This is a genomic window from Paenibacillus sp. EB106-06-01-XG199 (genome assembly GCF_058791575.1).
The window spans coordinates 565,893-586,496 of record NZ_JBYTDQ010000003.1; the positions used below are offsets into that span (position 1 = coordinate 565,893).

The window sequence follows — 20,604 nt, forward strand, 5'->3', positions numbered from 1 at the left end:
CCTACGTTGTCTGTGGATGCTGCCCAAGCAAGGCTTACGCTTGTTGCCGTTTTTGAGGAACTTATAAGATTTGTTGGTGTGGTTGGTGCTGTGGTATCTGGGGTCGTTGTGATCTGCGTAAATTTCCATTTCTGTTGTGCATTTCCGTTATCTGTCCACTGCTGCACTTTAGCTCCGTCTGCAGATGAGCCTCCTGCTACATCCAAGGCTTTACCGCTGCTTTTGGAGATTAATTTGTAGTACCCGCTACCTGCATCAATAATTGCCCACTTCTGAGTGACTGCACCGTTGTCCGTCCATTGCTGCACATTGGCTCCATCGGCCGCAGGGCCTGCGGCATCCAATGCCTTACCGCTGGACTCAGCAATCAATTTATAGGCTCCGCTGCCAACGTCAATCACTTTCCACTTTTGTTGGGAGTTTCCATTATCCGTCCACTGCTGCACATTAGCTCCGTCTGAAGTAGCGCCTCCTGCCACATCCAGGTTTTTGCCGCTATGTTGCGCTGTAAGCTTATACACCGCACCAGAAATAATTCCATTATCCACCGGTCCGCTATCCGAATACACTTCAAAATTCCACAGGGAATACCCGTATTCGGTTGCCCTTTGTGTTCCATACATTCTTACATATCTTGCACTTTGGGTTGCAAATGAAATCGTATCAACTCCACCGTCTCCTGTTGTAGTGGAAAACACTGTAGTCCAGTTGCTGTTATCTGTGGATAGCTGAATCTGGTAAGACTTTGCGTAGGCAGCCTCCCAGTTCAGCATTACACCATTCACATTGATGGCGCTTCCAAAATCAATACTAATCCATTGAGGATCAGAATAACTGGAGGACCACCTTGTTGAAGCGTTTCCATCAATAGCCATATCCGGTGTTTTTGTTGAATCTTCACTTGAACTTGCAGTTGCAGTTTTATTGAATTCGATGTTTGTTGCTGCACTTGCCTGAATTGGCGCTACCATCCCCATAAGCAAACCAAACATCATAACAAAAGCTAAAATTTTCTTCAAGCAACATCCCTCCCATTAATTAATAAATTTTAAATTACGTTACATCTCTTACTTAAATTTGCATGAAAATACAAAAAAGTTCCTTCCTCCTTCCTCGTTATACGCAAATTGAAAGCGCTCTCTTATCTAAAAAGAGCTCTAGATGCAATGATCTAATGGTTCCCACAACATATTTGGCATACCACTAAATCAATGGTTATAAGGCCCGTTGTTTCCAACAACCCTCTAACCATTACAGAATATTACTTTGTTAGCCTAACCGTCAATGGTTTCAATAACACAATTTTAAATATTATTTCGAGCAATTTTGCGCTTGCTATGAATGATGTTTATTCCATGAGTAGTGTCTGAACAAAAAAAAGATCGCAGGCCCCTCATTACTTTATGAGAGCCATGCGATCCTTCCTTAAGATTATCGGTTATCCTTCCAACACACTTATATTTTTGAACTCACCCTTTTTGTCGACCTCAAAACGAACGTTATTATTCCTCTGATCCATTCCTTGAGAAACTCCCTTATCATGAACCTCTATAGTATGCACAGAGATACAATAGAGCCCTTCAGTAAGAACATGACTTTTTTCATAATCGTTTGCAATATCCTCTGCTTGAGGAACGTCTTTGTCTTGTTTATAGGTGTTAAAATCAAAATTAAAATTAATTACACCCCGATAACGGTTACCCTCTTTACTTAATGGATCAGACATGTCAGGCAGAGAATTTAGAGTATCTATTTTTTGAGTCCCTCTGAAAGTATCTATAAGTTCATCCGCCTGTTTTGTATTCAGATTAACATTAAGATAGTAATAGTAGTTCCCTTTCATTTTATCGTACTCACTTGCCGATTTCTTCATTAAATCATATTTATCAATCAGTTGTTCGGTTACTTTCATTACCTCTGGATGCTGTTCGATATAGGCACCTTTATATAATTCAAAAAATACATTATCACTTCTTTCCTCTGCAATTTTGTAAGTATCCCGTTCGAGCATAATATAAGCAGTCGCATGATAGGGTTTGCCGATTTCAATAGCTGTCTGATGATCAATACCTTCAAACCAATTATCATCCCATGTCAGAAATTCAAACGGCTCCTTGAAGCCATATCGCTCATCTAAATAATTTTTAACCGGTTTTTTCAGGTCCGCTTCTTCTACACTTCCACACCCGCTTAATGAAATTACAAAGATAACCATGGTTAAAACAAACAATAAATACTTTCTACACATCGTCAAAGTACTCCCATCCTTCTTACGGTTAAATATGCAGAATTTTAATAATATCAGGCAACGAATGAATCGACGTTACTCCAGGAGGTGTCTCTTTGTTTTCCCGATTTAAAAACAACGGTTGAATTCCAGCATTAGCAGCACCCGTGACATCACCGCTTAATGAATCGCCAATATGTATCACTTCGTCTGCACTCACCCCCGAAACCTCCAAGGCCAGTTCGAAAATTTCCTTGCGGGGCTTATAAGCTTTTGCCAGCTCGCTTGTAATCAGTCCATTTGGTTGTAACCCCATGTTGAACAATGCTGTTTCCACAAAAATAGTATCGCAATTCGTCACAATGTATATCGGCAACCGGTTGGCTGAGAGAAAAGCCTCGACATCTTTGTACACAGGAGGATTACTCCAATGTTCTGCAAGCCTGTCAGCAAGCTTTTTGGCATCCGCTGTGGAAGAATAATGCTGAATGGTTGTCTCAAACGCCTGGACAGCCAGTTCATACTGTGGCAGAAACGTCTCTCCAAATGAAGCTGCACGCAGCTCTGCAAAAGATCTCCACCAAAACCTGGCAGCTTCCATTTTGTCCTTTGCATTTCCAGTATTATAGACCTGGTCGATTACCTCCATCGTAATTTCACTGTTTTCATATACCAGCGTACCGTAAAAATCAAGAAAAATTGCTTTCGCCATGTCTTGTTCATCTCCAATGTTGTTTAATTACTTTACCTATATAGATTGAACTGAAAAGTTTAGAGTAAAGGTTTCAAGTCCAATCTATATCCCCCAGTCCTCCTGCAAATAATCCACTTTCAAATTATATCAAATTTAGCATATCACACCCTCCATTTGTTACCACAAATAAAAAATAAATCCCATTCTGAAGAGGAGTTTGATGAGCTTGCACGCTAGCTCAGTAACTTTCCTGACAGAACTACGTTGTAGGAATTTCATGCGGAACGCTACCGTCTCTGAACAAAATAAACACCAGCTAACTTCGTTTTACCTTCTGCACACTGTCCTACGCACTCATTTATTAGATACATATCGCTGAATGAATGTTCAGAAAATGATCAGAGGTTTGGGGTTTAATAAGAGAGTATTTTGATAATCTGGCCCTCTAGCCCCTCTAAAGGAGGATAAAATGGATCGAGAAAAAGTCATAGTTGAATTAGCCAAGCATTTGATTGAACAGTACCCCAAAAAAAATGATGTGAGGTTCCGCCGGGCTGCAGCTCTTAGCCGGATAGAACCATCGTTGAAAGTGACCGTTCACCATTTGCCAAGGTGCGAGATATCAAGATTGTACTGGCAGCACTAAATAAAGTAGACGACATAACCTGATGTGCGCTATAAGCCATGGACCGGCGGCGAGGCTGAATGAACTTCGAATACAAAAGGAAGGGCACCAACATTATGAAATGGAATGAGTTAAATCCGGGGCTAACCGTGCAGATCGTAGAAGGTCATAATAGTGGGTTTGGCGTACGCTGCGGTGAAATTATATCCATCGGAACCTTCGAAGGCTACAGTAAGCGTATAGGTGCAATGATTGATATTGGAGAGCCGCTATTAATGGTAATAGAACCGGAAGCCTTAGAAGAAGCCTCAAAGGTTCTTATTGGCATCAGGATGGGAAAAGTTCGACTTATAATCGCCTGATCAGTCTTAACGGATAGGGCCTAAACCGAATTTAGCACCATCTACTTGACTCCCAATAAAAATATGAGTTAAAACTTTTTCAGCGTACTCTCTACGTTCAGCATTCAACTGAATCACCTCGCGCTTTATATTACCATAAATTAGGGCTTACCAATGATGAAGCTGGTTGGACGTAAGATCCCGTATAACAAGCGATGCTATGGAGCGACAAGAAGAACCGTAGGGGATGCCGGTGAATCTAAAATTAAAGGAAGAGAGCCTTTTTCCACACTTTGGTGCAATGAATTTTCATAGTAGTTTTCAAATGATGAAAAAAAATTAATCTTTTCACATATTTATCAACTGACTTTTGTAGCTTTAAGTTCTCTTCATCAAGGTTACTCATAACGAGCATTGCCCATCGTGTCGGTTTCATCAGAGTATAAGAACCCTGTGCCTTTTAATGTACATACAGGGTTCTTTCGTTTTTGACATGAGAGAACTTTACTCTAATTTAAAGTTCCTTATTGATTGGAAACTTATTTAGTAATCAACTTGGTATTGGAGATATTACCATGGACTGAAGCCATATGACTCATGATCATTTCGGCGGCCCGCTTATAACCGCCGGCCTGCCGTAAAGATTCACCGATGAGGCAAGCCTGCTGTTTATAAAATGGATTGCTTAGGACTTCTGATAATGCCTCTCTCATATCCGTTGCACTGAGCTTATGTTTATTTAAAGTGATACCCGCCCCTAACTCCTGTACCCGATTGGCTACAAGAGGCTGATCCGACGTTAGTGGAATCATTACCAACGGAACGTTGTAATAAAGCGCCTCACTCGTACTGTTCATTCCGGCATGTGTAATAAAAACATCCGTATGTTGTAGCATATCCAACTGTGCAATGTATGGCATGACGATAAAATTAGGAGGAATTCGATCAGCCAGCGGCTCCATATCCGTGTATCTTCCTGAAGATAGAACCACATTCACCGGCATATCCCCAAATGCTTCAAAGCAAAGCTGATAGAAATCCAAGTTTTTATTTAAAATAGTACCCATAGCAATGTACACAGTTTGCGGGTAACGTTCACGAAGCAGCTCGAACGAGAAGGTCTGAGCATCTTGACGCGGTATGATCGAAGGACCCGTGAAAATAAAACGATCATCCAGTTTTTCTGCCTGTGGCTGAAAATAACGACTTGTATACACAAGATTTAACCGACCTGCATGTGCCGGAATCTCTTCCATGACGGGAATACTCACTTGAAACTCTTGCGCTAACGCACGCGTTATCTTCATCGTAGCCTCATACAGTTCCTTCGTATTCGTATCCATCTCCTTCTCATTCATGCCTTCGCCAGCCCCCAACGGATCTACGAAAGCAAAGGAGGCAATCGAACACACCGCGGGAATTCCTAGTTTTTCTGCAAGAATAGTCCCTCCCCAGCCCATCAGTGAATCAAAGATCAAATAATCGAACTTTTGATTTTCGATCACTCGAAGCACCTCGGGTATAATCCTCCGAATGATACCGCCTACCATCATATAAATGAACTGATAAGGATGCTTGTACTCCTGCGGTTTCAACACTGGATCATGAGAAAAGGCATCTTGCGGAAATGGATAGGTAATCAACAGGGCTCCGGTTTGTTCAATTCGGGAACGATACTCCTCCGTGCACACATAGACAACTTCCTCTCCACTGTCAATCAACTGAGTAACTAATCCTAACGACGGATTCACATGGCCTTCAGCCGGAGTAATGACAACTAATACACGTGCCATTTTATCCACCTCCCAATGCAATTTCCCCCCGTTCTTCTTGATGTTTTTAACGACGCGACCGTCATCCGTTACATGGGAATGTTATCTTTCGACTGGCTGATCGGATGATGTTCTTGATGAACGAGTTCGGTGATTCGTAAAGATGCCAAGAAACTTAATAAGACCCATAGTAATTGGAGTGTTAACACCATCATAACTCCTGTCGATATGCCCCACTGTAAAGTTTCTGACAAGGCGATTAGAGCGCCGCCAACTCCGATGCTTACTCCCATATAGAAGGAATCCACGAATTGAAGATTCGCAGACATTTCTCCCTCTTTCCTAGGCGCCGCATGTTGTAAAGCAATGGCCGCAGTTGTAGGATTAGCCAATCCAACACCGAAGCCGGTAATCATTTGCGAGAGCAGAATGAGTATAATTCCACCGTCCGACAACATAAGGGCTAGGATCACAAGTACAGTCCCAGCGATCATAATCCCGATACCTACCATAACTCTGCGCTTTCGGCCACGACCTTGATCTCGTACATCAAGCTTGGCTTGCAACCACGCTGCGGCGGACCAGCTCAAAGAACCTGCTGCTACAATGAGGCCTGCAAGGTCTGCCGATAACCTCTTTACTTCGGTTAGTGCCAAGATCACAAAACTCTCCGTTGTAAAATAACAAGCCACATACAACCCTCTGGAAACCAATGTAGCAGGCAATCCTTTTTTCACCACAAAAGTGCCCTTAGGAAGAAGTTTTCGCATTTGTGGGATCATGACGAATAAGCCACCCAAAGTGAGTACTATTCCTTTCCAATCGGTTATCATACCGAGTCCTGTGAGTAACAGCCCCGTTCCAATGGCAAGTAGAATCGCATGAAGAGTCTTCGAGTCAGCTGTTTGGGCTGGGCCTGTCAGTACTTGCCGAAGCTGCAGATCACGGAAAGAGCGGAATGTGAGACTCAATGCCAATCCAATCAGGGGTAAAACAATCCAGAAAACAAATCGCCATGACATATAGGAGGCAATAAGGCCTGCCAGGTAAGGCCCGATTAAGGAAGGCAGGACAAATGCCATGGAGAATGCCGCTAAAATTTGAGTACGAAGAGCATCCGAATAATGCAACGTTACACAGGTATAAACACATGTGATCAGGGCTCCCGCCCCAAAACCTTGAAGGGCTCTTCCTGCAATAAGCATGTGCATATCTAAAGAAACAGCCGCAACCACGGTTCCTAGCACAAAAATACTAAACGACACGAGCATGGATGTAAAAACGCCGCGCTTGTCAACCTGCTGACCCATAACCAGGGTTCCAATAAGCTGAGATAACAAAAATGCGCTGAAAATCCAACCGTATAAATGAATACCCTGCAAGCTTTGTGTCATTTTCGCGGCAATTGTCGTAATAGCCAGCCCCTCGAAAGCTACGGTTGTCAGAACCAGCATAATACCAATCGTCAACGCCCTGTGCTGCCTATCAAAAATTCCAATCTGATTGTTGTTTGTCTCCTACACCTCCATAATAGATGATTTTTATGGTAAAATTCACCTTTTTATGATCTAAATATACAATAATCACCCTACTTTGTAAATAAAAATGTTTAATAAGTAGAAGTGACGAAAATGGTTTTTCAACTAACAAGAAAAACCGCCAAAGGCGGCTTGAAAGTAGTCCACAGAAGTTATTCTCCCAAAATAATGACTTCTGTCTCCAAATCAATATTAAATGTCTCATATACTCTTTGTTTGATTAAATGGATTAACTCCAAATAATCCTCGGCGGTTGCACGATCTGCATTAATGATAAAATGAGTTCGTAAAGAAATGATTGCGTCATCGCTGAAATGAGATGCTCTTTCTTTATTTTATGCTCAATAGGAGATTGTGTTTGAAAATATGCCATTTTCATTACAATCAATTTGAAGAAGTTCATCCTGTAAAATCCAAGCATCTGAGCCTCCACCCGCATATTTTGCATAAATCCTTACATATTGGGCCTCTTCCAAACCCCATTCATCCTTAAAAGAATCAATAGCTTTTTCAGATACTTCAAATGGTATCATTCCTCTTCTCTCCTTCCTGCAGTTTAATCACATTTTTTAACTTCGCCCCGATAGTTGGCCATTCTAAAACTGGCCCCACATCCACATGAAACTTTTGCATTAGGGTTATTCATGGTGAACCCGCCTAACATTCCGCTTTCTTCATAGTCAATTTCAAGACCATCAATATATGGAATACTCTTCGTGTGAACTAATATACTGAATTTATCTTTATTGAATACTATATCCTCCTCTGTTTGCTGCTCGTCCAAGACAAGGGTATAAGATAATCCACTGCATCCCCCTTCTTCAACGCCTACTCTAAGAAAAGAATGTCGGGTATTTGCGCTTAATAAGATTTTGGCGATTTTCTCGGATGCTTTATCACTGACCTCAATGTTCATCTTCATTCCTCCTATAAAAGCTTAATAATTTCTTCAGGACTGGTATATGCACACTTCATTCATTTAGTTTTTGGTAGCCCAGTCCATTAAACAGGGTATGAATGTAGCGAGAGCAGCTCCTTTTGGTGTAAGTTCATAGATGGATTGTGTAGGGCGTTTCAGACTTGTTCTTTTAACCAAATTATGATGTTGAAGATCCTTTAAACGTTTGGAGAGGATCATTTCCGAAATGGAAGGAATACTCTGGTAAATTTCGCCAAATTTCTTCGGACCGTAAGAAAGAGTGAATAATATATGGATAGTCCATTTAGTCCCGATGATGCGATAAGCTATAAAAAGTTTCTCCGTATCTTCAGTGGACAATGACCGGTACACCCTCTTTCTTAGGATCAGCATTCTAGATGGATTGTTGTGAGATCCGAGTGCTCGCAATTATACTCATGACGATCAACAAGAGATGGAAACCCATGGCTACAATTAAGCCGGATTGCAGTGACATTCCGCCAGCCTGACAAACTACAAGGATGGAACCACCAATCCCGATAACTACACCGGGTGTAAAAGAATCCGCAAATTGCAGATTTGCCGAGGTTTGGCCCACGCCTCCTTCCCCCGTTTGGGAAAATGCTACAACACCGCTAATCGGATGTGCCAATCCAATACCGACTCCTGCGATGATCTGACCAATAACTGCAACGGTAACGGTCACAACAGGTACCCAAAATACGATGGCAATCCCTATGGCAAGCAGCAATACCCCAAGAATAATTCTCATATGACGTCCACGGCCCTGATCTGCCGCATCCCACCGTCCTTGCAGATACGCAATTATACACCAACTTAATGCAGCACTCGCTACGATTAATCCGGCCTGAGAAGGTGTAATTCCTTTCACATCGATTAAAGCCAATACCAAGAAATTCTGTGTGCTGGTATAGGCAGCGAAGAACAACCCACGTGTTGCCAGAATCGCTGGCATACCTCTTCGCAACGTAAGCGTTCCCTTCGGTAGCAATTTACGGAGCGGAAATATCATAAATGCGAGGCCAATCATGACGAATACAAATCCCATAATGCTCGGAAGCATACTTAGACCAACCAAGAAAATGCCTGTACCCATCGTTAAGAGTAACGCCATCCAAGTGGATGAAGGTCCGCTATCCCCTCCCGTATTCTGCACTTTCAATTTCCTAAAAGCAGGTAAACTAAGCAATGCTGAAACAACCAGCACAGGTAAGATCCCCCAGAAAACAAACCGCCAGGACCACTGATCTGCTATAAGACCTGCTACATATGGACCGAGCATGGACGGAAGAACATAGGCTGTACCAAATGCTCCAAGTATTTTGGCACGTAACTCATCCGGGTAACTTAAGGATATTGCCGTATACACACAAGTCATCATAGCTCCGGCACCCAAACCCTGCAGGGCACGTGATCCTATCATGTTATACATATCGCCTGCTGTTGCGGCAGCGATCAGCCCTACGATAAACAACAGAAGTGCAAAAGTGAACGGTGCTGCAGGTCCTCTTTTATCTATGATCCGACCGACGACCAGCGTTCCGATAATCTGCGCAAGCAGATAGGTACTGAATATCCACCCGAACAGGCTAAGACCGTTCAAGTCTCCAGCAATCGAAGGAGCAATGGTGGTTACGGATAGTCCTTCGAATCCAACGGCCATCACTGACAAAATAATCCCTATGGATAGTGCAAAATAACGTGGGCTGAAAATACTTTGATGATTAGACGACATGTGACCTCCAAGAAAATTGGTATGTATACATCGTATGCGGATACTTAGTAAACATTTATGTTTATAATGTCTAAGCTACAGTTCGGCTTTGACTTTGTCAACATTTTTGTTTAAAATGTAGTGAGTGATGTAGATTAAGTTGCTTCAAAAGGAGGTGCACCATGAGCCGAAATCAAATCAAAAAGGATGTCTCCACCAGTACTCGAAGAGCGATCATTGATCTGTTAAAGGAGCGAGGGGGAATGGATGTTGTGGCACTCTCCTCTCAATTTTCGTTGTCTGGAATGGCTATTCGTCAACATTTGAATGCGCTGAAAGAAGAAGGGTTGGTTACGAATGTGGAAGAGGCCCGTCCCATGGGTCGACCCACCAAGCTATGGATATTAACTCCCGCGGCTAATCGTTTTTTCCCAAGCGGATATTCGGATTTATCCGTCAGCCTCATCAATTCGATGAAAGAAGCTTTTGGTAATGAAGGGCTGGACAAGCTGCTGGAAGTTCGAAATAAAAATATGCAAGAACAATATCTTCAGCATCTTGGCGATGCATCAGACGTTCGAGAGAAACTGGAGAAACTGGCCGAGATACGAACAAATGAAGGTTATATGGCGGAGGTTAAGGCGCAGGATGATGGCAGTCTCCTATTCATTGAGAAGCATTGTCCGATCTGTGAAGCTGCTGCTGTATGTACCGGGTTGTGCAAGAATGAGTTACATTTATTTAAAACGGTTCTAGGAAATAATGTTCATATTGAACGGGGGGAGTACATTTTAGCGGGAGGAAGAAACTGCATATACACCGTTAGGCAAGATAAGCCGTGACAAAAAGAGCAACCTCAATGGAGATTGCTCTTTTGTTTACTTCACATCCTTAGATACGAGCCTCCCGTCTTGTCCTCTCTTCCTTTCAGCCTATGAACGAACGGGGTGGGCAGAGCATGCCATAAAAGCCGCGTTGTCTGTTCAGCTTCCGTCCCGTCTTCGGGACGACTAACTCAAGTACCGATTTCGAATGACCCCCATGTGATGAAGTTCGTGTCCCGCGCTGGCGTACGCGAGGGCGCGAGCCGTAATGCTTACGTTTTTGGCTGTGCCCTTGCGGGACCACGCCTCCGCCGGCAACCCGCGCAGCAGCGTGATTGTCGATTGCCGTACGGCCCGGTAGTCTTCGGCCAATTGCGCTGGTCGAAACCGGGCAGAGGCGTCTGGTCCCCCAGGCGGTAGGTCATAACGCCCCATCCGTTAGTCTGACTCCAACGACCACGGTGCAAATGGTCTATAAGTTGTTCAATTTTTCCCCTGCTAATAACGTCAATTAACACCATGTCACTGGACCAAAAATACGAACCGTTCATGCATTCACCCTGTATTACAATCGTTACAATCCCATGAACCTTCTTTCCATATTTCAGCTTCAATCCATACATGACGCTTCGAATAGTCCATGCCCATCTCCTCCAATTAGCTTACAGCTAACGTCTCCTGTATTTACTAATCTATCTTTTTAAGAAGTTTCGAAAGTCCAAAAATAAAAAGCAAAGTTATTCCTGCAAAGATTGGCATTGATGAAGCAAATAACAAAACTACAATTACGAAGAGCAAAACTCTAATTACCTTAATTGCAAGTATCATACGAAAACTCCTATTAGGTTTGTTCCAAATATATTTCTTCAATAATTCCGAAGTATCCTGCCTGTTAGATAAATAATGACTATGGTTACGTTCAACAAACTTAGGGGAAGTATGGAAAACTATCGAAGTGGCATTATCAATCAGGGAAAAAAATTTCGCCGTCGTTGCTGCTAACATCAAAAAACCCTACCTTGTGTTTTATAGCCAAATTCCGCATCGTAGTATATGCTTCCTTAGCTACGGAATAAGCGAAAGCCGCATAGATGACGGCGGAGCCCAGCGAGTACTCGGTTAACCGGTTTTCAGTTCCGGCTTCCTCCATAGCTTCAAAAATTTCATCATCTACATTCATATTGGGGAAATCCTCCGATAGCTTACTATACAAGTGCTGCAACGACTCTGAGCAGACAAAAGGATCATTATATTCATGATCTTCCGACCATTGCACTTGCTGCTCAAACCAATCCATAAACTCCTTCCTTTCCCTCGGTGCCCTGGACGGCTCGAAAACCATCAAATCATAGCTCATTTGAAGTCCTCCTAGATAGATTTCACTTCTATTATGGTGCTGAACGCTTACCCCGCATCTTCTAGCTTTCACCACATTTTCCTGGAATTATATGCCCGATTCGCAGAACAAATGTAGCGAAATCTGTCATTAGTACATTTCAAATTTCGGCGGAGTGATATGGTAATCCTCTATTTTTTAATAGAAGATCATACCGTTCACCCTGCTAAACTGCTCTCTAGTTAAATCGCTCTCATCTAATGGGAAGTTGCCTATATAGTTTCCCTTTAGTTGAATATAGGTTTTTTGCGATGTTTTGTTATTTGTTCAAAAGAATAAGCTATGCGAATTAAGGCCGGTTCAGTAAATGCTTTTCCGGCAAAAGTAATGCCAAATGGTCTGCCGTTTGCTCCATACCCCGCGGGGATAGCAATAGATGGATAACCAGCTTCGGCACATATATCCGCTCCAATATAAGCTGGAAACATTATCGCATCTAACTGATAACTATTTATCGCATAATCAATTCCTTCGTTCTGGGCTAGATATAAATCCATAATAGATTCCATGATATAATCCTTATTTTTCAAGGGATTGGTTAACCCCTCCCGGAATTCTAATATATCTTGACCGTATTTCAGGGCTGCATCTGCATACTTTTCATTCCAATTGATGAATTCGGACAATGAATGAACCGGCATATGTGCCGGGAGACGCTGCAAATAATTCTCCACTCCATGATTAAATTCTAAGTTCATCTTGTTCCAATGCCATGGACCATGAAACGAAGGAATGTCGATATTTTCTACTACTTCGGCTCCTGCTTTTATCATTTCGGAGACTGCTTGGTGAAATAGCTCCTGATTATGTTCACCAGATTCACGCAGGTAATCTGGTACTTCACAAAAGACCCCAATTCTCGCTCCCTGTAGTCCATTCTTGTCCAAGAATGGTGTGTAATCCGGTATAACATGGTCATTACGCCAGGTTGCTGGGTCGTGCTCATCCCTCCCAGCTAATGCGTTAAGTAGAACTACCGCATCTGAAACCGTCCTTGCCATCGGCCCTGCTGTGTCTTGTGAATAAGAAAAAGGAATAAGTCCTGAGCGGCTAATTAAGCCTACGGTCGGTTTGATGCCGACAATAGACATCTGTATGGATGGACTCAGAATTGAAGCGGAGGTTTCTGTGCCTATCGCCGCTGCTGCAAAACTCATGGCCACCGCAGCTGCAGATCCCGTACTGGATCCGCCTACGAAAAAGTCACCATAGGGTGCGCGACCTGCCCCCCCTTTGAACTATAACCTGCCCACATTGTCGAGGAAATACCGTTGGCCCATTCTGTCATATTCGTCTTGCCCAAAATGATGGCTCCCGATTCTCTTAATCGGCGAATCAGGAAAGCGTCGCTCGTACTTACATGCTGTGCCAGTGCTAAAGCTCCCGCACTGGTCCGCATCTTGTCTCCGGTTTCGATATTATCCTTAACGAGAACCGGTATGCCATGAAAAGGTCCTCTACTCCCATTCCGCTGACGTTCTATATCAAGTGCTTCTGCGATGAAAATGGCATCGGGGTTAATTTCCATGATGGAATTTATGTGAGGGCCATCCTGATCATATTTTGCGATACGTGATAAGTAGCAAAACACTAATTCTTTTGAAGTAAATTCACCTTGTTTGTTTATTGCATTCAATAATACCACGATGGATAGACAATATGACCAGGATAAAACAAGCATAATTAAACTATCCTCCCGTTAGCTTTAACCATCTAGGTTTGCTTCTAAAGGGAGGTTTAATCTGCCAGCATGCTTGAGCTAGTGTTTCTCGTTTGTTTAATCTTCTACTTTAAGGATGGAATATTTATCAAACTTAGTACATCATCTTAAACCTTCCCTTGCTTCCTCAAACGGTTTCTTCTCATCTACGAATTTTCTTAATTCAGTCGTATTCATTTCAATCGCTCCTTTGGTACACGAATCAGTCTTTGTTTCGCCAAGGTATTCTCGCTATCCTGCCCGATATCTTAATGACAAAAAGCAGCCGATCGTCTTGGCCGGCTGCCATCGCTCTTTATTCAGCAATCGTTTCTCGTTAGTTCCACGACTTCACACTCTTTATGATTCCGTTCACCGTAATGTATCTAAGCGCAATATTATTTTGACCACAAGGTTTGCATCTCAATATAAACATAAGCCCACTCCTTTGGCGGAAGCGGCCTTTAAAACAGAATCTTTAATTATCTTCAGTTTTCACCCAGGTCAAATCGGACTCCCCCTCATTTTTATGTGCAATGATGGGGAAGTTAGATTTAACCTCTCCTATGCGTTCTATTATCAGGTTATAAGGCGTGAGTCTCTGATGCCAGTCGCTTTCCTGTATTGCCGAGAGGGAATTAGACAGATAATCATTAATGACTTTTGTTAATCTTTCTTCAGTTAATGTGGAGTCATAGCCTATTCCAATTTTGAACACATTCTCTTTTTGGTCAGCTGCATAACCCACTAACGTTACGCCTTGTTCATCATTCAATTGGTTAGAATGCTGGGCTAAGCTTTTACTTATTTCCGAAAAGTCATTGTTCTTATTCGAGCCAAAACAACCAGTCAAAGATACAATGATAAGTGTAACTATAACAAATATTGCCCACTTTTTATTTTTCATTGCTATTCCCTCCCTTTCTCCAACGTGTATTCTTATAGACCAAATAAACACAAAATAGTTGCATTATCCTGCCCGTTAGTTGAACCAAGGTGGCTGATTATGTTACTAAAGTACTGCTTTCCCATACCCAGTTTCCGGGGCTAATGCCAAAAACACAATCCAATGCCTTGCCAGTCTTTTCACTTCTCCCTAGTCTGAGCGGTTTGATCATGATCTTTATCCCTCTTCAACCGGAATATAAATTTTTACTTCTACCTTTTTTGCATCCTCCCCTATATACCGCCCACCATAATACTCAAAATCAAAACCGCCCGACAACGTAACATTGTGCTTTACCAACCATGTTCCGTAAATATAACGATACGTAAAGGGCAATGCTTCTAGTTCCCCTTTGTGCCAGAAAACCTGGTATTTTCCTGGCCGAATTTGAAGCGTTACTTGATCTTCTGCTGCCTTAGTTAAATCGTGTTTTACCGCTGCGGTGTACGTAAAGGCAGCCTTCCCCTCCATAGAAAAAGGGTATTGAATCAATCCATATTTAGGGGTGCTCAAATCAAGACATACCTGATACAACCGATTCCAGCATTCATATATGCTTCCCACCGAGCTATCAGCTGACTGATAACCACGAATTTCAAGCCCATTCAGTCGTACTTGTTCTACATTCTCGGGTTCCAGTTGTTGAAGATGTTTCAAATAGTCTTCCCTTATTTCCTCTTTAAATAGATTGGGCGGTATAAACAGAGATTTCTGCTTCCACTGGTGCGGATTAACGGAAAACCGTGCTTTAAACGCCCTACTGAAGGCCTCATGAGATTCGAACCCGAACTGGTAAGAAACATCCACTACTCGAAACTGTCCCTCGCGGAGGAGTTTCCCAGCCTCTGTCAACTTGCGGCCCATCATATATTGCCCGATCGTCTGTGAGGTTACCTGATGGAATAGTCTTTGGAAATGGTAGTTGGAGTATCCAACATGCTTCGCGATATCTGCGACTCTTACTTTTTGGGTAAGATGGTTTTCAATATACCGCACAGCTGACATAATCGCATCGATGTACTCCATAACGATTCCTCCATGTGACTTGCCTATTTCCTATATCATAGCATTATTTATCAAGAAAATAGGTTTCTCTCCTTATATGATCAAGACATAAAAACAAAGAGGAGTGTTATAAAATGTATCACCCGCGTCTGCAAGGAAATCATTATGAGTTGGGAAATCATTATGGAAACCTATTATATAAGAAAGGAGTCCAATTCGATGGGTTCTTCAAGCTTGAAGAGGAGCAGCTTCGATATGGACTTGAGTCGGAGGCGATCTGTAAAGCCGTATACCCTGAAATTACTGAAGAAATTCGCGGTATGGCTGACGGCTTGCGAATTTCATATGACACATTTGCCGCTTTTTTACTTAATCTCGGGGTCTTTGGTGAGTCCTACGGATGTACCTGCTTCTGTTTCCAAGTGGGAGAGGAGATAATCTTTGCCCGTAATCATGACATGTTTACGCAGTTTAAAAGTACCACGGAGAGTTGCTTGTACCGACCAACGTCCGGGTACACGTTCATTGGTCAAGGCGACGCCCTCATCGGAAAAGAAGACGGGGTGAACGAACATGGGCTTGCTGTAGGAATGACCTTCGTCGCTTCCGGAAAGACCAAGCCGGGGTTAAATTTCCTTATGATTGTACGTTATCTATTAGAGAAAGCACGAAATGTTCAAGAAGCTATTCACCTTCTACAGGAGCTACCGTTGAGCACGGCACAGAACATCATCCTTGCCGATCGAAGCGGGGATATGGCTGTAGTAGAATGTTGCGCGCAAAGCATTGTTACTCGTAGGCCCAAACCTGGCCAGTGTTTTATCATTGCTACAAATCAATTTATAGATACTCGCATGATAGCTCTGGATGAACGCCCTGAACCAAACTGGTATTCGACCCAAACGCGATATCATACCGTTCAACATTCACTGACAGAACAATTGGCTCAAGCTCAAGATCCATTGCAACTTGCGCAGGATATCCTATCCGGCAAATGCGGATTTGTTTGTCAGTACGGCAAGGAGCTTCAATTTGATACCCTCTGGTCTTTTGTCATCAAACTGAGTGATCTGACTATTTTCCGAGCGGAAGGAAACCCAAAAAAAACAAAGTACCATGAAGATACACGCTTACGCTGGGCTCTACGCCATAAGATTATTTAAGGTTATTTAGATTAAGTATGCATCCTGTTGTGACGCTTGGGTTTTTGTCCATTTATGGTACGATTCCCCCGTAATTAATCTTCAGCTGCCCGTTAGCCAACCATGCAGCGCAAAATCAGCGCTGCACCACAGAGAATGAAAATTTTAGCTCGGTATTTTATACTGGAAGTACGGCTGGGAGAGGAAGGTCGATGAACTATGGTGCGATTAGAGCCCATCCGTTAGTCTGACTCCAACGACCACGGTGCACTACTGAATGTTGCTCCCGCTGGGAAGAACTCATAGTAGATTAATCCTATTCTGGTTGTTGCACCAGTCTCCAATCATGATGCCGTAGAAAGGTTGAATGGCGTGGATGTAAACTAAAACTGTATTTCTTCTTAAGTTAGTGGACTGGATTAAGGAGCACAGCTGTACTCATGTCGCCATGGAAAGCACAGGTGTTTATTGGAAACCTATTGTAAATTTAATTGAGGCTGAAGAGATCGAATTTCTGGTTGTTAATGCCCAGCATATGAAAGCTGTGCCTGGTCGCAAAACCGATGTCAAAGACGCAGAATGGATTTGCCAACTCCTTCGCCACGGACTGATTAAAGCCAGTTTCATTCCAGACCGTAATCAACGTGAGTTAAGAGAGCTTGTTCGTTATCGTCGGAGTATCATCGAAGAACGAGCCAGACAGCATAATCGGATCCAAAAAGTATTAGAGGGAGCTAATATTAAGCTTGGTTCCGTTGTCTCAGATATTATGGGAGTTTCCTCTAAAAGCATGCTTTATGCGATTGCTGAAGGTATAGATGATCCTGAGCAACTGGCCAACATAGCCCTTCGAACACTAAAACGAAAAAAAGCTATCGACCGATTAGACTCAATTCCAGGCATATCAACACGAAGGGCCGAACAAATCCTGGCTGAAATCGGTACTGATATTAGAAACCAGTTTCCAAGCGCAGCTCATATGTGCTCTTGGGCAGGGCTAGTTCCTGGACATAACGAAAGTGCGGGCAAAAGGAAATCCTCTAAAACAAAAAAGGGCAACAAATATTTAAGATCAGGCTTAACCGAAGCTGCTCATTCCGTAAAAGGTTCAAAGAACTACCTCGGTGCACTTTATAGGCGTACAGCTGCACGGAAAGGAAGGAAACGGGCAGGAATAGTAGTCACCCATGCCATGTTGAGAATCTCCTATTACCTTCTAACTCGTAAATGAAATGTATGTTGATCTAGGGGAAGACTACTTCGATAAGCAAAGGGAACAGTCCATTGTGCGACATGCTTTACGCAGACTTGAAGGACTAGGCTACTCCACTACCATCACTAAACCAGAACGCTCTTGATCTATATAAAGCTGCAATAAAAGGCTACCAGGCGATTTCATAGTAGTTCATTCAATTTTTACTCAAGTAAGCCATCTTAATAAACGATAAAAACCAATAATTTTAGAAAATAAAAATTAAAATGTATATTAATCCGACTGCTAATTTAATAAGTGAAATAACGTATTCTTTTGAGCCTTTCAAATACCTCCATTCGATAAACGCATGTTGTCCCATGGCAACTATAAATAATATTAACCAGAACCACTTAAGTGAGTCGATATTCGTTGTATCCAAAACGAAGAAGAAAATACAAAAACTAATGACAGCAAGTAGTCCTTTTACCCACCTATTGATATTCTTTCCAATAGTATCCGAGATCTTATTTAATTCTTCTACAATGAAATACTTCTTTATAGTTAGATCTATTAAGGCTAAAAGTATCACTAATAATGACATTGATAAACTCGTGGATTGTATATTTGAAATTGAATACGTCATGAATACCCCCTTTTAGTATGGTTAATAACCATTACTCTAGAGCCTTTTAAGACATGACAATTATACCATTAATTAGGACGTTAAAAATAAATCATTGTTGCGCTAAACTGCCCGTTAGCTTAATCACCCATTGGATTCATTTACTTTAAAAGAAGTGATTCAATAACTGACTCTATGTCAAATGGTTCAGTCGTAGTTTCGTATCTACCGTATACATGGCCGTTTCGATCGATTAAAAACTTTGAGAAATTCCACTTGATTCCGTCTCCGACATATATGTCCGGATACTTTTCCCGCAGAAAATCCTGCATCCATTGACCGCCTGAAGTCTGAATATCGAAACCTTGAAAGGGTGCCTGCTGTGTTAGATATTGAAATATAGGATGAGCAGACGGTCCCCTAACCTCAACTTTCTCAAATAACGGAAACTTAACTCCAAAGTTGCTTTCACAATATTCATGTACTTCCGAATTGCTCGCTGGCTCTTTCTCGTTGAATTGGTTAGAAGGAAAACCGAGTATTTCAAACCCTTGTTCATGGTGAGTTTCGTAAAGTTTTTGAAGATCAGGTAATTGGCGAGAATAGCTGCATCTACTGGCAGTGTTAAGAATAAGTAGAACTTTTCCACGATAAATTGACAATTCAACGGGCTTACCGTTAATTGACTTCGCTTGAAAATCATAAATTGACATCAGACCATTCCTCCACGGTATTATTATAAATTTATAATATCGCTACAGGCTTTTATTGGTCTAATATATAATAGATATAATCTTTATAGGATAAACCAATAAAGATTAACACAAGATCATTAATTACATCTGCCCGTTACTTCAATGAAAACCAGGGAGCAGTTACCGCACAATCTACTCCCTGGTTATTCAACTAACGTTTCCAGTTAGTTCAATCGTGTTTTTCCTATCGCTGACTGCAAATGTTGATACTCCAATGAACGATTTTTCTTATTGGCAATTTCACTCAGCTAAACTTTCGAAGATATAACTCCCAAAGCTCCAATATAATAAAAGAGATCTGTCCTAAAACTAGCCCTCATTAACAGTTATTCAGAATATGCTTTAAATACAATCAAGGGGGATAAAAAACTATACAGCTAGATTAGTGTGTAAAACCACCGAATCTAGCTTTACGGCACGACGGTGGTTTTTCTTGCGATTTCCGCTTCGATTTAACCTTTAATGTTTTTTTGTGTAATACTTCCACACCGAAAAAAATACGATCAAAACAAATAGTAGGGTAGCCAGTAAGGTGTAGAATATCAAGGAATTGAAGAAACCCGCAATCACGGAAGCGATGGCCAGACCTACGAGAATCATGACTATGCTGAGCAAGCTGGCATTCTGGATAATCACTACACTCCGCTCGTCGTTCTCCTCGATGTACAGCTTCTTCAGCTCTGCGTCATTTTTGCTGGCTTTAATGTACTTGGCGAGAAAAAAAACGAAGCACAATTCAGCGCCGATAAAAGCACCTGTGTGAAATCCCTTTATAAAACTGGGCAATTCGGGCAGACCACCGCGGTAAAACACAAGTCCCACATAGATCAATAGCGTGGCAGCAGCTACCAGTGACAGTACGTTCTTGCGAGTTTTGACTTGAACCTTGTAATTGTCCATTACAATTCCTCCACTTCGCTGAAATCAAAAACATCTTCAATGGCGAGTCCAAAATGCTTAGCAATCTTGTAGGCAAGAACAAGGGAAGCCGCATATTTTCCCGTTTCAAGGGAGGTGATGGTTTGCCGGGTAACGCCTACGATCAGCCCCAGCTCTTCCTGGGACAGCTTGTGCTGCTTACGCAGTTCCGCAATTCTTGTCTTCAAGTGACCACTCCCTTGCAATGTTTACTTTGCACTTATAGCATAGTTTACTTTGCACTTTATGTC

20 protein-coding genes and 3 pseudogenes are annotated in these 20,604 nt (G+C 42.2%); 4 read left to right on the top strand and 19 right to left on the bottom strand.

Annotated elements, in window-relative coordinates; all coding sequences use genetic code 11:
- From AC3WT9_RS13335 to AC3WT9_RS13345, 3 genes are all read right to left on the bottom strand, one after another.
- On the bottom strand, nucleotides 1-995 hold a 995-nt coding region (locus AC3WT9_RS13335; RefSeq protein ID WP_492407707.1), incomplete at its 3' end, for an RICIN domain-containing protein.
- 443 nt (nucleotides 996-1,438) lie between these two features.
- Complete coding sequence (locus AC3WT9_RS13340) at nucleotides 1,439-2,248, bottom strand: hypothetical protein (RefSeq protein ID WP_341095142.1); 810 nt, start codon at nucleotides 2,246-2,248, stop codon at nucleotides 1,439-1,441.
- Nucleotides 2,249-2,276: 28 nt separating this feature from the next.
- Entirely contained in the window at nucleotides 2,277-2,939 is a 663-nt protein-coding gene (locus tag AC3WT9_RS13345) for an HAD family hydrolase (RefSeq protein ID WP_341095144.1), read from the bottom strand.
- A 723-nt stretch (nucleotides 2,940-3,662) separates the two neighbouring features.
- Between AC3WT9_RS13345 and AC3WT9_RS13350 the strand changes: the two genes are divergently transcribed.
- Entirely contained in the window at nucleotides 3,663-3,908 is a 246-nt protein-coding gene (locus AC3WT9_RS13350) for a hypothetical protein (protein ID WP_341095147.1), read from the top strand.
- A gap of 518 nt (nucleotides 3,909-4,426) precedes the next feature.
- On the opposite strand, the gene AC3WT9_RS13355 is transcribed toward AC3WT9_RS13350, so the two are convergent.
- The 7 genes from AC3WT9_RS13355 to AC3WT9_RS13385 form a co-directional block, all read right to left on the bottom strand.
- On the bottom strand, nucleotides 4,427-5,680 hold the full coding sequence (locus AC3WT9_RS13355; RefSeq protein WP_341095149.1) for a macrolide family glycosyltransferase: 1,254 nt from the start codon (nucleotides 5,678-5,680) through the stop codon (nucleotides 4,427-4,429).
- A gap of 68 nt (nucleotides 5,681-5,748) precedes the next feature.
- Entirely contained in the window at nucleotides 5,749-7,113 is a 1,365-nt protein-coding gene (locus tag AC3WT9_RS13360; protein ID WP_341095151.1) for an MFS transporter, read from the bottom strand.
- A gap of 236 nt (nucleotides 7,114-7,349) precedes the next feature.
- Nucleotides 7,350-7,496 carry a hypothetical protein gene (locus AC3WT9_RS13365; protein ID WP_341097746.1) on the bottom strand — a complete coding sequence of 49 codons (147 nt, stop codon included), beginning with the start codon at nucleotides 7,494-7,496 and terminating at the stop codon, nucleotides 7,350-7,352.
- 42 nt (nucleotides 7,497-7,538) lie between these two features.
- Nucleotides 7,539-7,730, bottom strand: coding sequence for a hypothetical protein (locus tag AC3WT9_RS13370; protein ID WP_341379329.1), 192 nt, complete (start codon nucleotides 7,728-7,730; stop codon nucleotides 7,539-7,541).
- Nucleotides 7,731-7,753: 23 nt separating this feature from the next.
- Complete coding sequence (locus tag AC3WT9_RS13375) at nucleotides 7,754-8,113, bottom strand: HesB/IscA family protein (protein WP_341095155.1); 360 nt, start codon at nucleotides 8,111-8,113, stop codon at nucleotides 7,754-7,756.
- A 63-nt stretch (nucleotides 8,114-8,176) separates the two neighbouring features.
- A complete protein-coding gene (locus tag AC3WT9_RS13380; protein WP_445935344.1) occupies nucleotides 8,177-8,509 on the bottom strand; it encodes a winged helix-turn-helix transcriptional regulator in 333 nt (110 codons plus the stop codon).
- A gap of 1 nt (nucleotide 8,510) precedes the next feature.
- Nucleotides 8,511-9,872, bottom strand: coding sequence for an MFS transporter (locus AC3WT9_RS13385; RefSeq protein WP_342480344.1), 1,362 nt, complete (start codon nucleotides 9,870-9,872; stop codon nucleotides 8,511-8,513).
- 161 nt (nucleotides 9,873-10,033) lie between these two features.
- On the opposite strand from AC3WT9_RS13385, the gene AC3WT9_RS13390 reads away from it, so the two are divergent.
- Nucleotides 10,034-10,693: a helix-turn-helix transcriptional regulator gene (locus tag AC3WT9_RS13390; protein ID WP_341095158.1), complete on the top strand. Its 660-nt coding sequence runs from the start codon at nucleotides 10,034-10,036 to the stop codon at nucleotides 10,691-10,693.
- Between the two features lie 168 nt (nucleotides 10,694-10,861).
- On the opposite strand, the pseudogene AC3WT9_RS13395 reads toward AC3WT9_RS13390, so the two are convergent.
- The 5 genes and pseudogenes from AC3WT9_RS13395 to AC3WT9_RS13415 form a co-directional block, all read right to left on the bottom strand.
- Nucleotides 10,862-11,103: pseudogene (locus tag AC3WT9_RS13395) on the bottom strand (DinB family protein); the annotation flags it as partial.
- 536 nt (nucleotides 11,104-11,639) lie between these two features.
- Nucleotides 11,640-12,032 (bottom strand): hypothetical protein, encoded by a 393-nt coding sequence (locus AC3WT9_RS13400; RefSeq protein WP_341095160.1) that lies wholly within the window; start codon nucleotides 12,030-12,032, stop codon nucleotides 11,640-11,642.
- Nucleotides 12,033-12,298: 266 nt separating this feature from the next.
- Nucleotides 12,299-13,752: pseudogene (locus AC3WT9_RS13405) on the bottom strand (amidase family protein).
- Between the two features lie 496 nt (nucleotides 13,753-14,248).
- Entirely contained in the window at nucleotides 14,249-14,677 is a 429-nt protein-coding gene (locus AC3WT9_RS13410; RefSeq protein ID WP_341095162.1) for a hypothetical protein, read from the bottom strand.
- Nucleotides 14,678-14,893: 216 nt separating this feature from the next.
- Nucleotides 14,894-15,742 carry a helix-turn-helix domain-containing protein gene (locus AC3WT9_RS13415; protein WP_341379332.1) on the bottom strand — a complete coding sequence of 283 codons (849 nt, stop codon included), beginning with the start codon at nucleotides 15,740-15,742 and terminating at the stop codon, nucleotides 14,894-14,896.
- A 113-nt stretch (nucleotides 15,743-15,855) separates the two neighbouring features.
- On the opposite strand from AC3WT9_RS13415, the gene AC3WT9_RS13420 reads away from it, so the two are divergent.
- A complete protein-coding gene (locus tag AC3WT9_RS13420; RefSeq protein WP_341095166.1) occupies nucleotides 15,856-16,884 on the top strand; it encodes a C45 family autoproteolytic acyltransferase/hydrolase in 1,029 nt (342 codons plus the stop codon).
- A gap of 361 nt (nucleotides 16,885-17,245) precedes the next feature.
- Nucleotides 17,246-18,221: pseudogene (locus tag AC3WT9_RS13425) on the top strand (IS110 family RNA-guided transposase); the annotation flags it as partial.
- A 102-nt stretch (nucleotides 18,222-18,323) separates the two neighbouring features.
- On the opposite strand, the gene AC3WT9_RS13430 reads toward AC3WT9_RS13425, so the two are convergent.
- The 4 genes from AC3WT9_RS13430 to AC3WT9_RS13445 all read right to left on the bottom strand — a co-directional run bounded on the left by AC3WT9_RS13430 (nucleotide 18,324) and on the right by AC3WT9_RS13445 (nucleotide 20,541).
- Nucleotides 18,324-18,701 carry a DUF4181 domain-containing protein gene (locus AC3WT9_RS13430; protein WP_341379333.1) on the bottom strand — a complete coding sequence of 126 codons (378 nt, stop codon included), beginning with the start codon at nucleotides 18,699-18,701 and terminating at the stop codon, nucleotides 18,324-18,326.
- 140 nt (nucleotides 18,702-18,841) lie between these two features.
- On the bottom strand, nucleotides 18,842-19,393 hold the full coding sequence (locus tag AC3WT9_RS13435) for a glutathione peroxidase (protein ID WP_341379335.1): 552 nt from the start codon (nucleotides 19,391-19,393) through the stop codon (nucleotides 18,842-18,844).
- A gap of 501 nt (nucleotides 19,394-19,894) precedes the next feature.
- Nucleotides 19,895-20,335 carry a hypothetical protein gene (locus AC3WT9_RS13440; protein ID WP_341095179.1) on the bottom strand — a complete coding sequence of 147 codons (441 nt, stop codon included), beginning with the start codon at nucleotides 20,333-20,335 and terminating at the stop codon, nucleotides 19,895-19,897.
- Nucleotides 20,335-20,541 (bottom strand): helix-turn-helix transcriptional regulator, encoded by a 207-nt coding sequence (locus AC3WT9_RS13445; RefSeq protein ID WP_154118287.1) that lies wholly within the window; start codon nucleotides 20,539-20,541, stop codon nucleotides 20,335-20,337. The genes AC3WT9_RS13440 and AC3WT9_RS13445 overlap by 1 nt, the downstream gene beginning before the upstream one ends.
- Nucleotides 20,542-20,604: the final 63 nt, after the last annotated feature.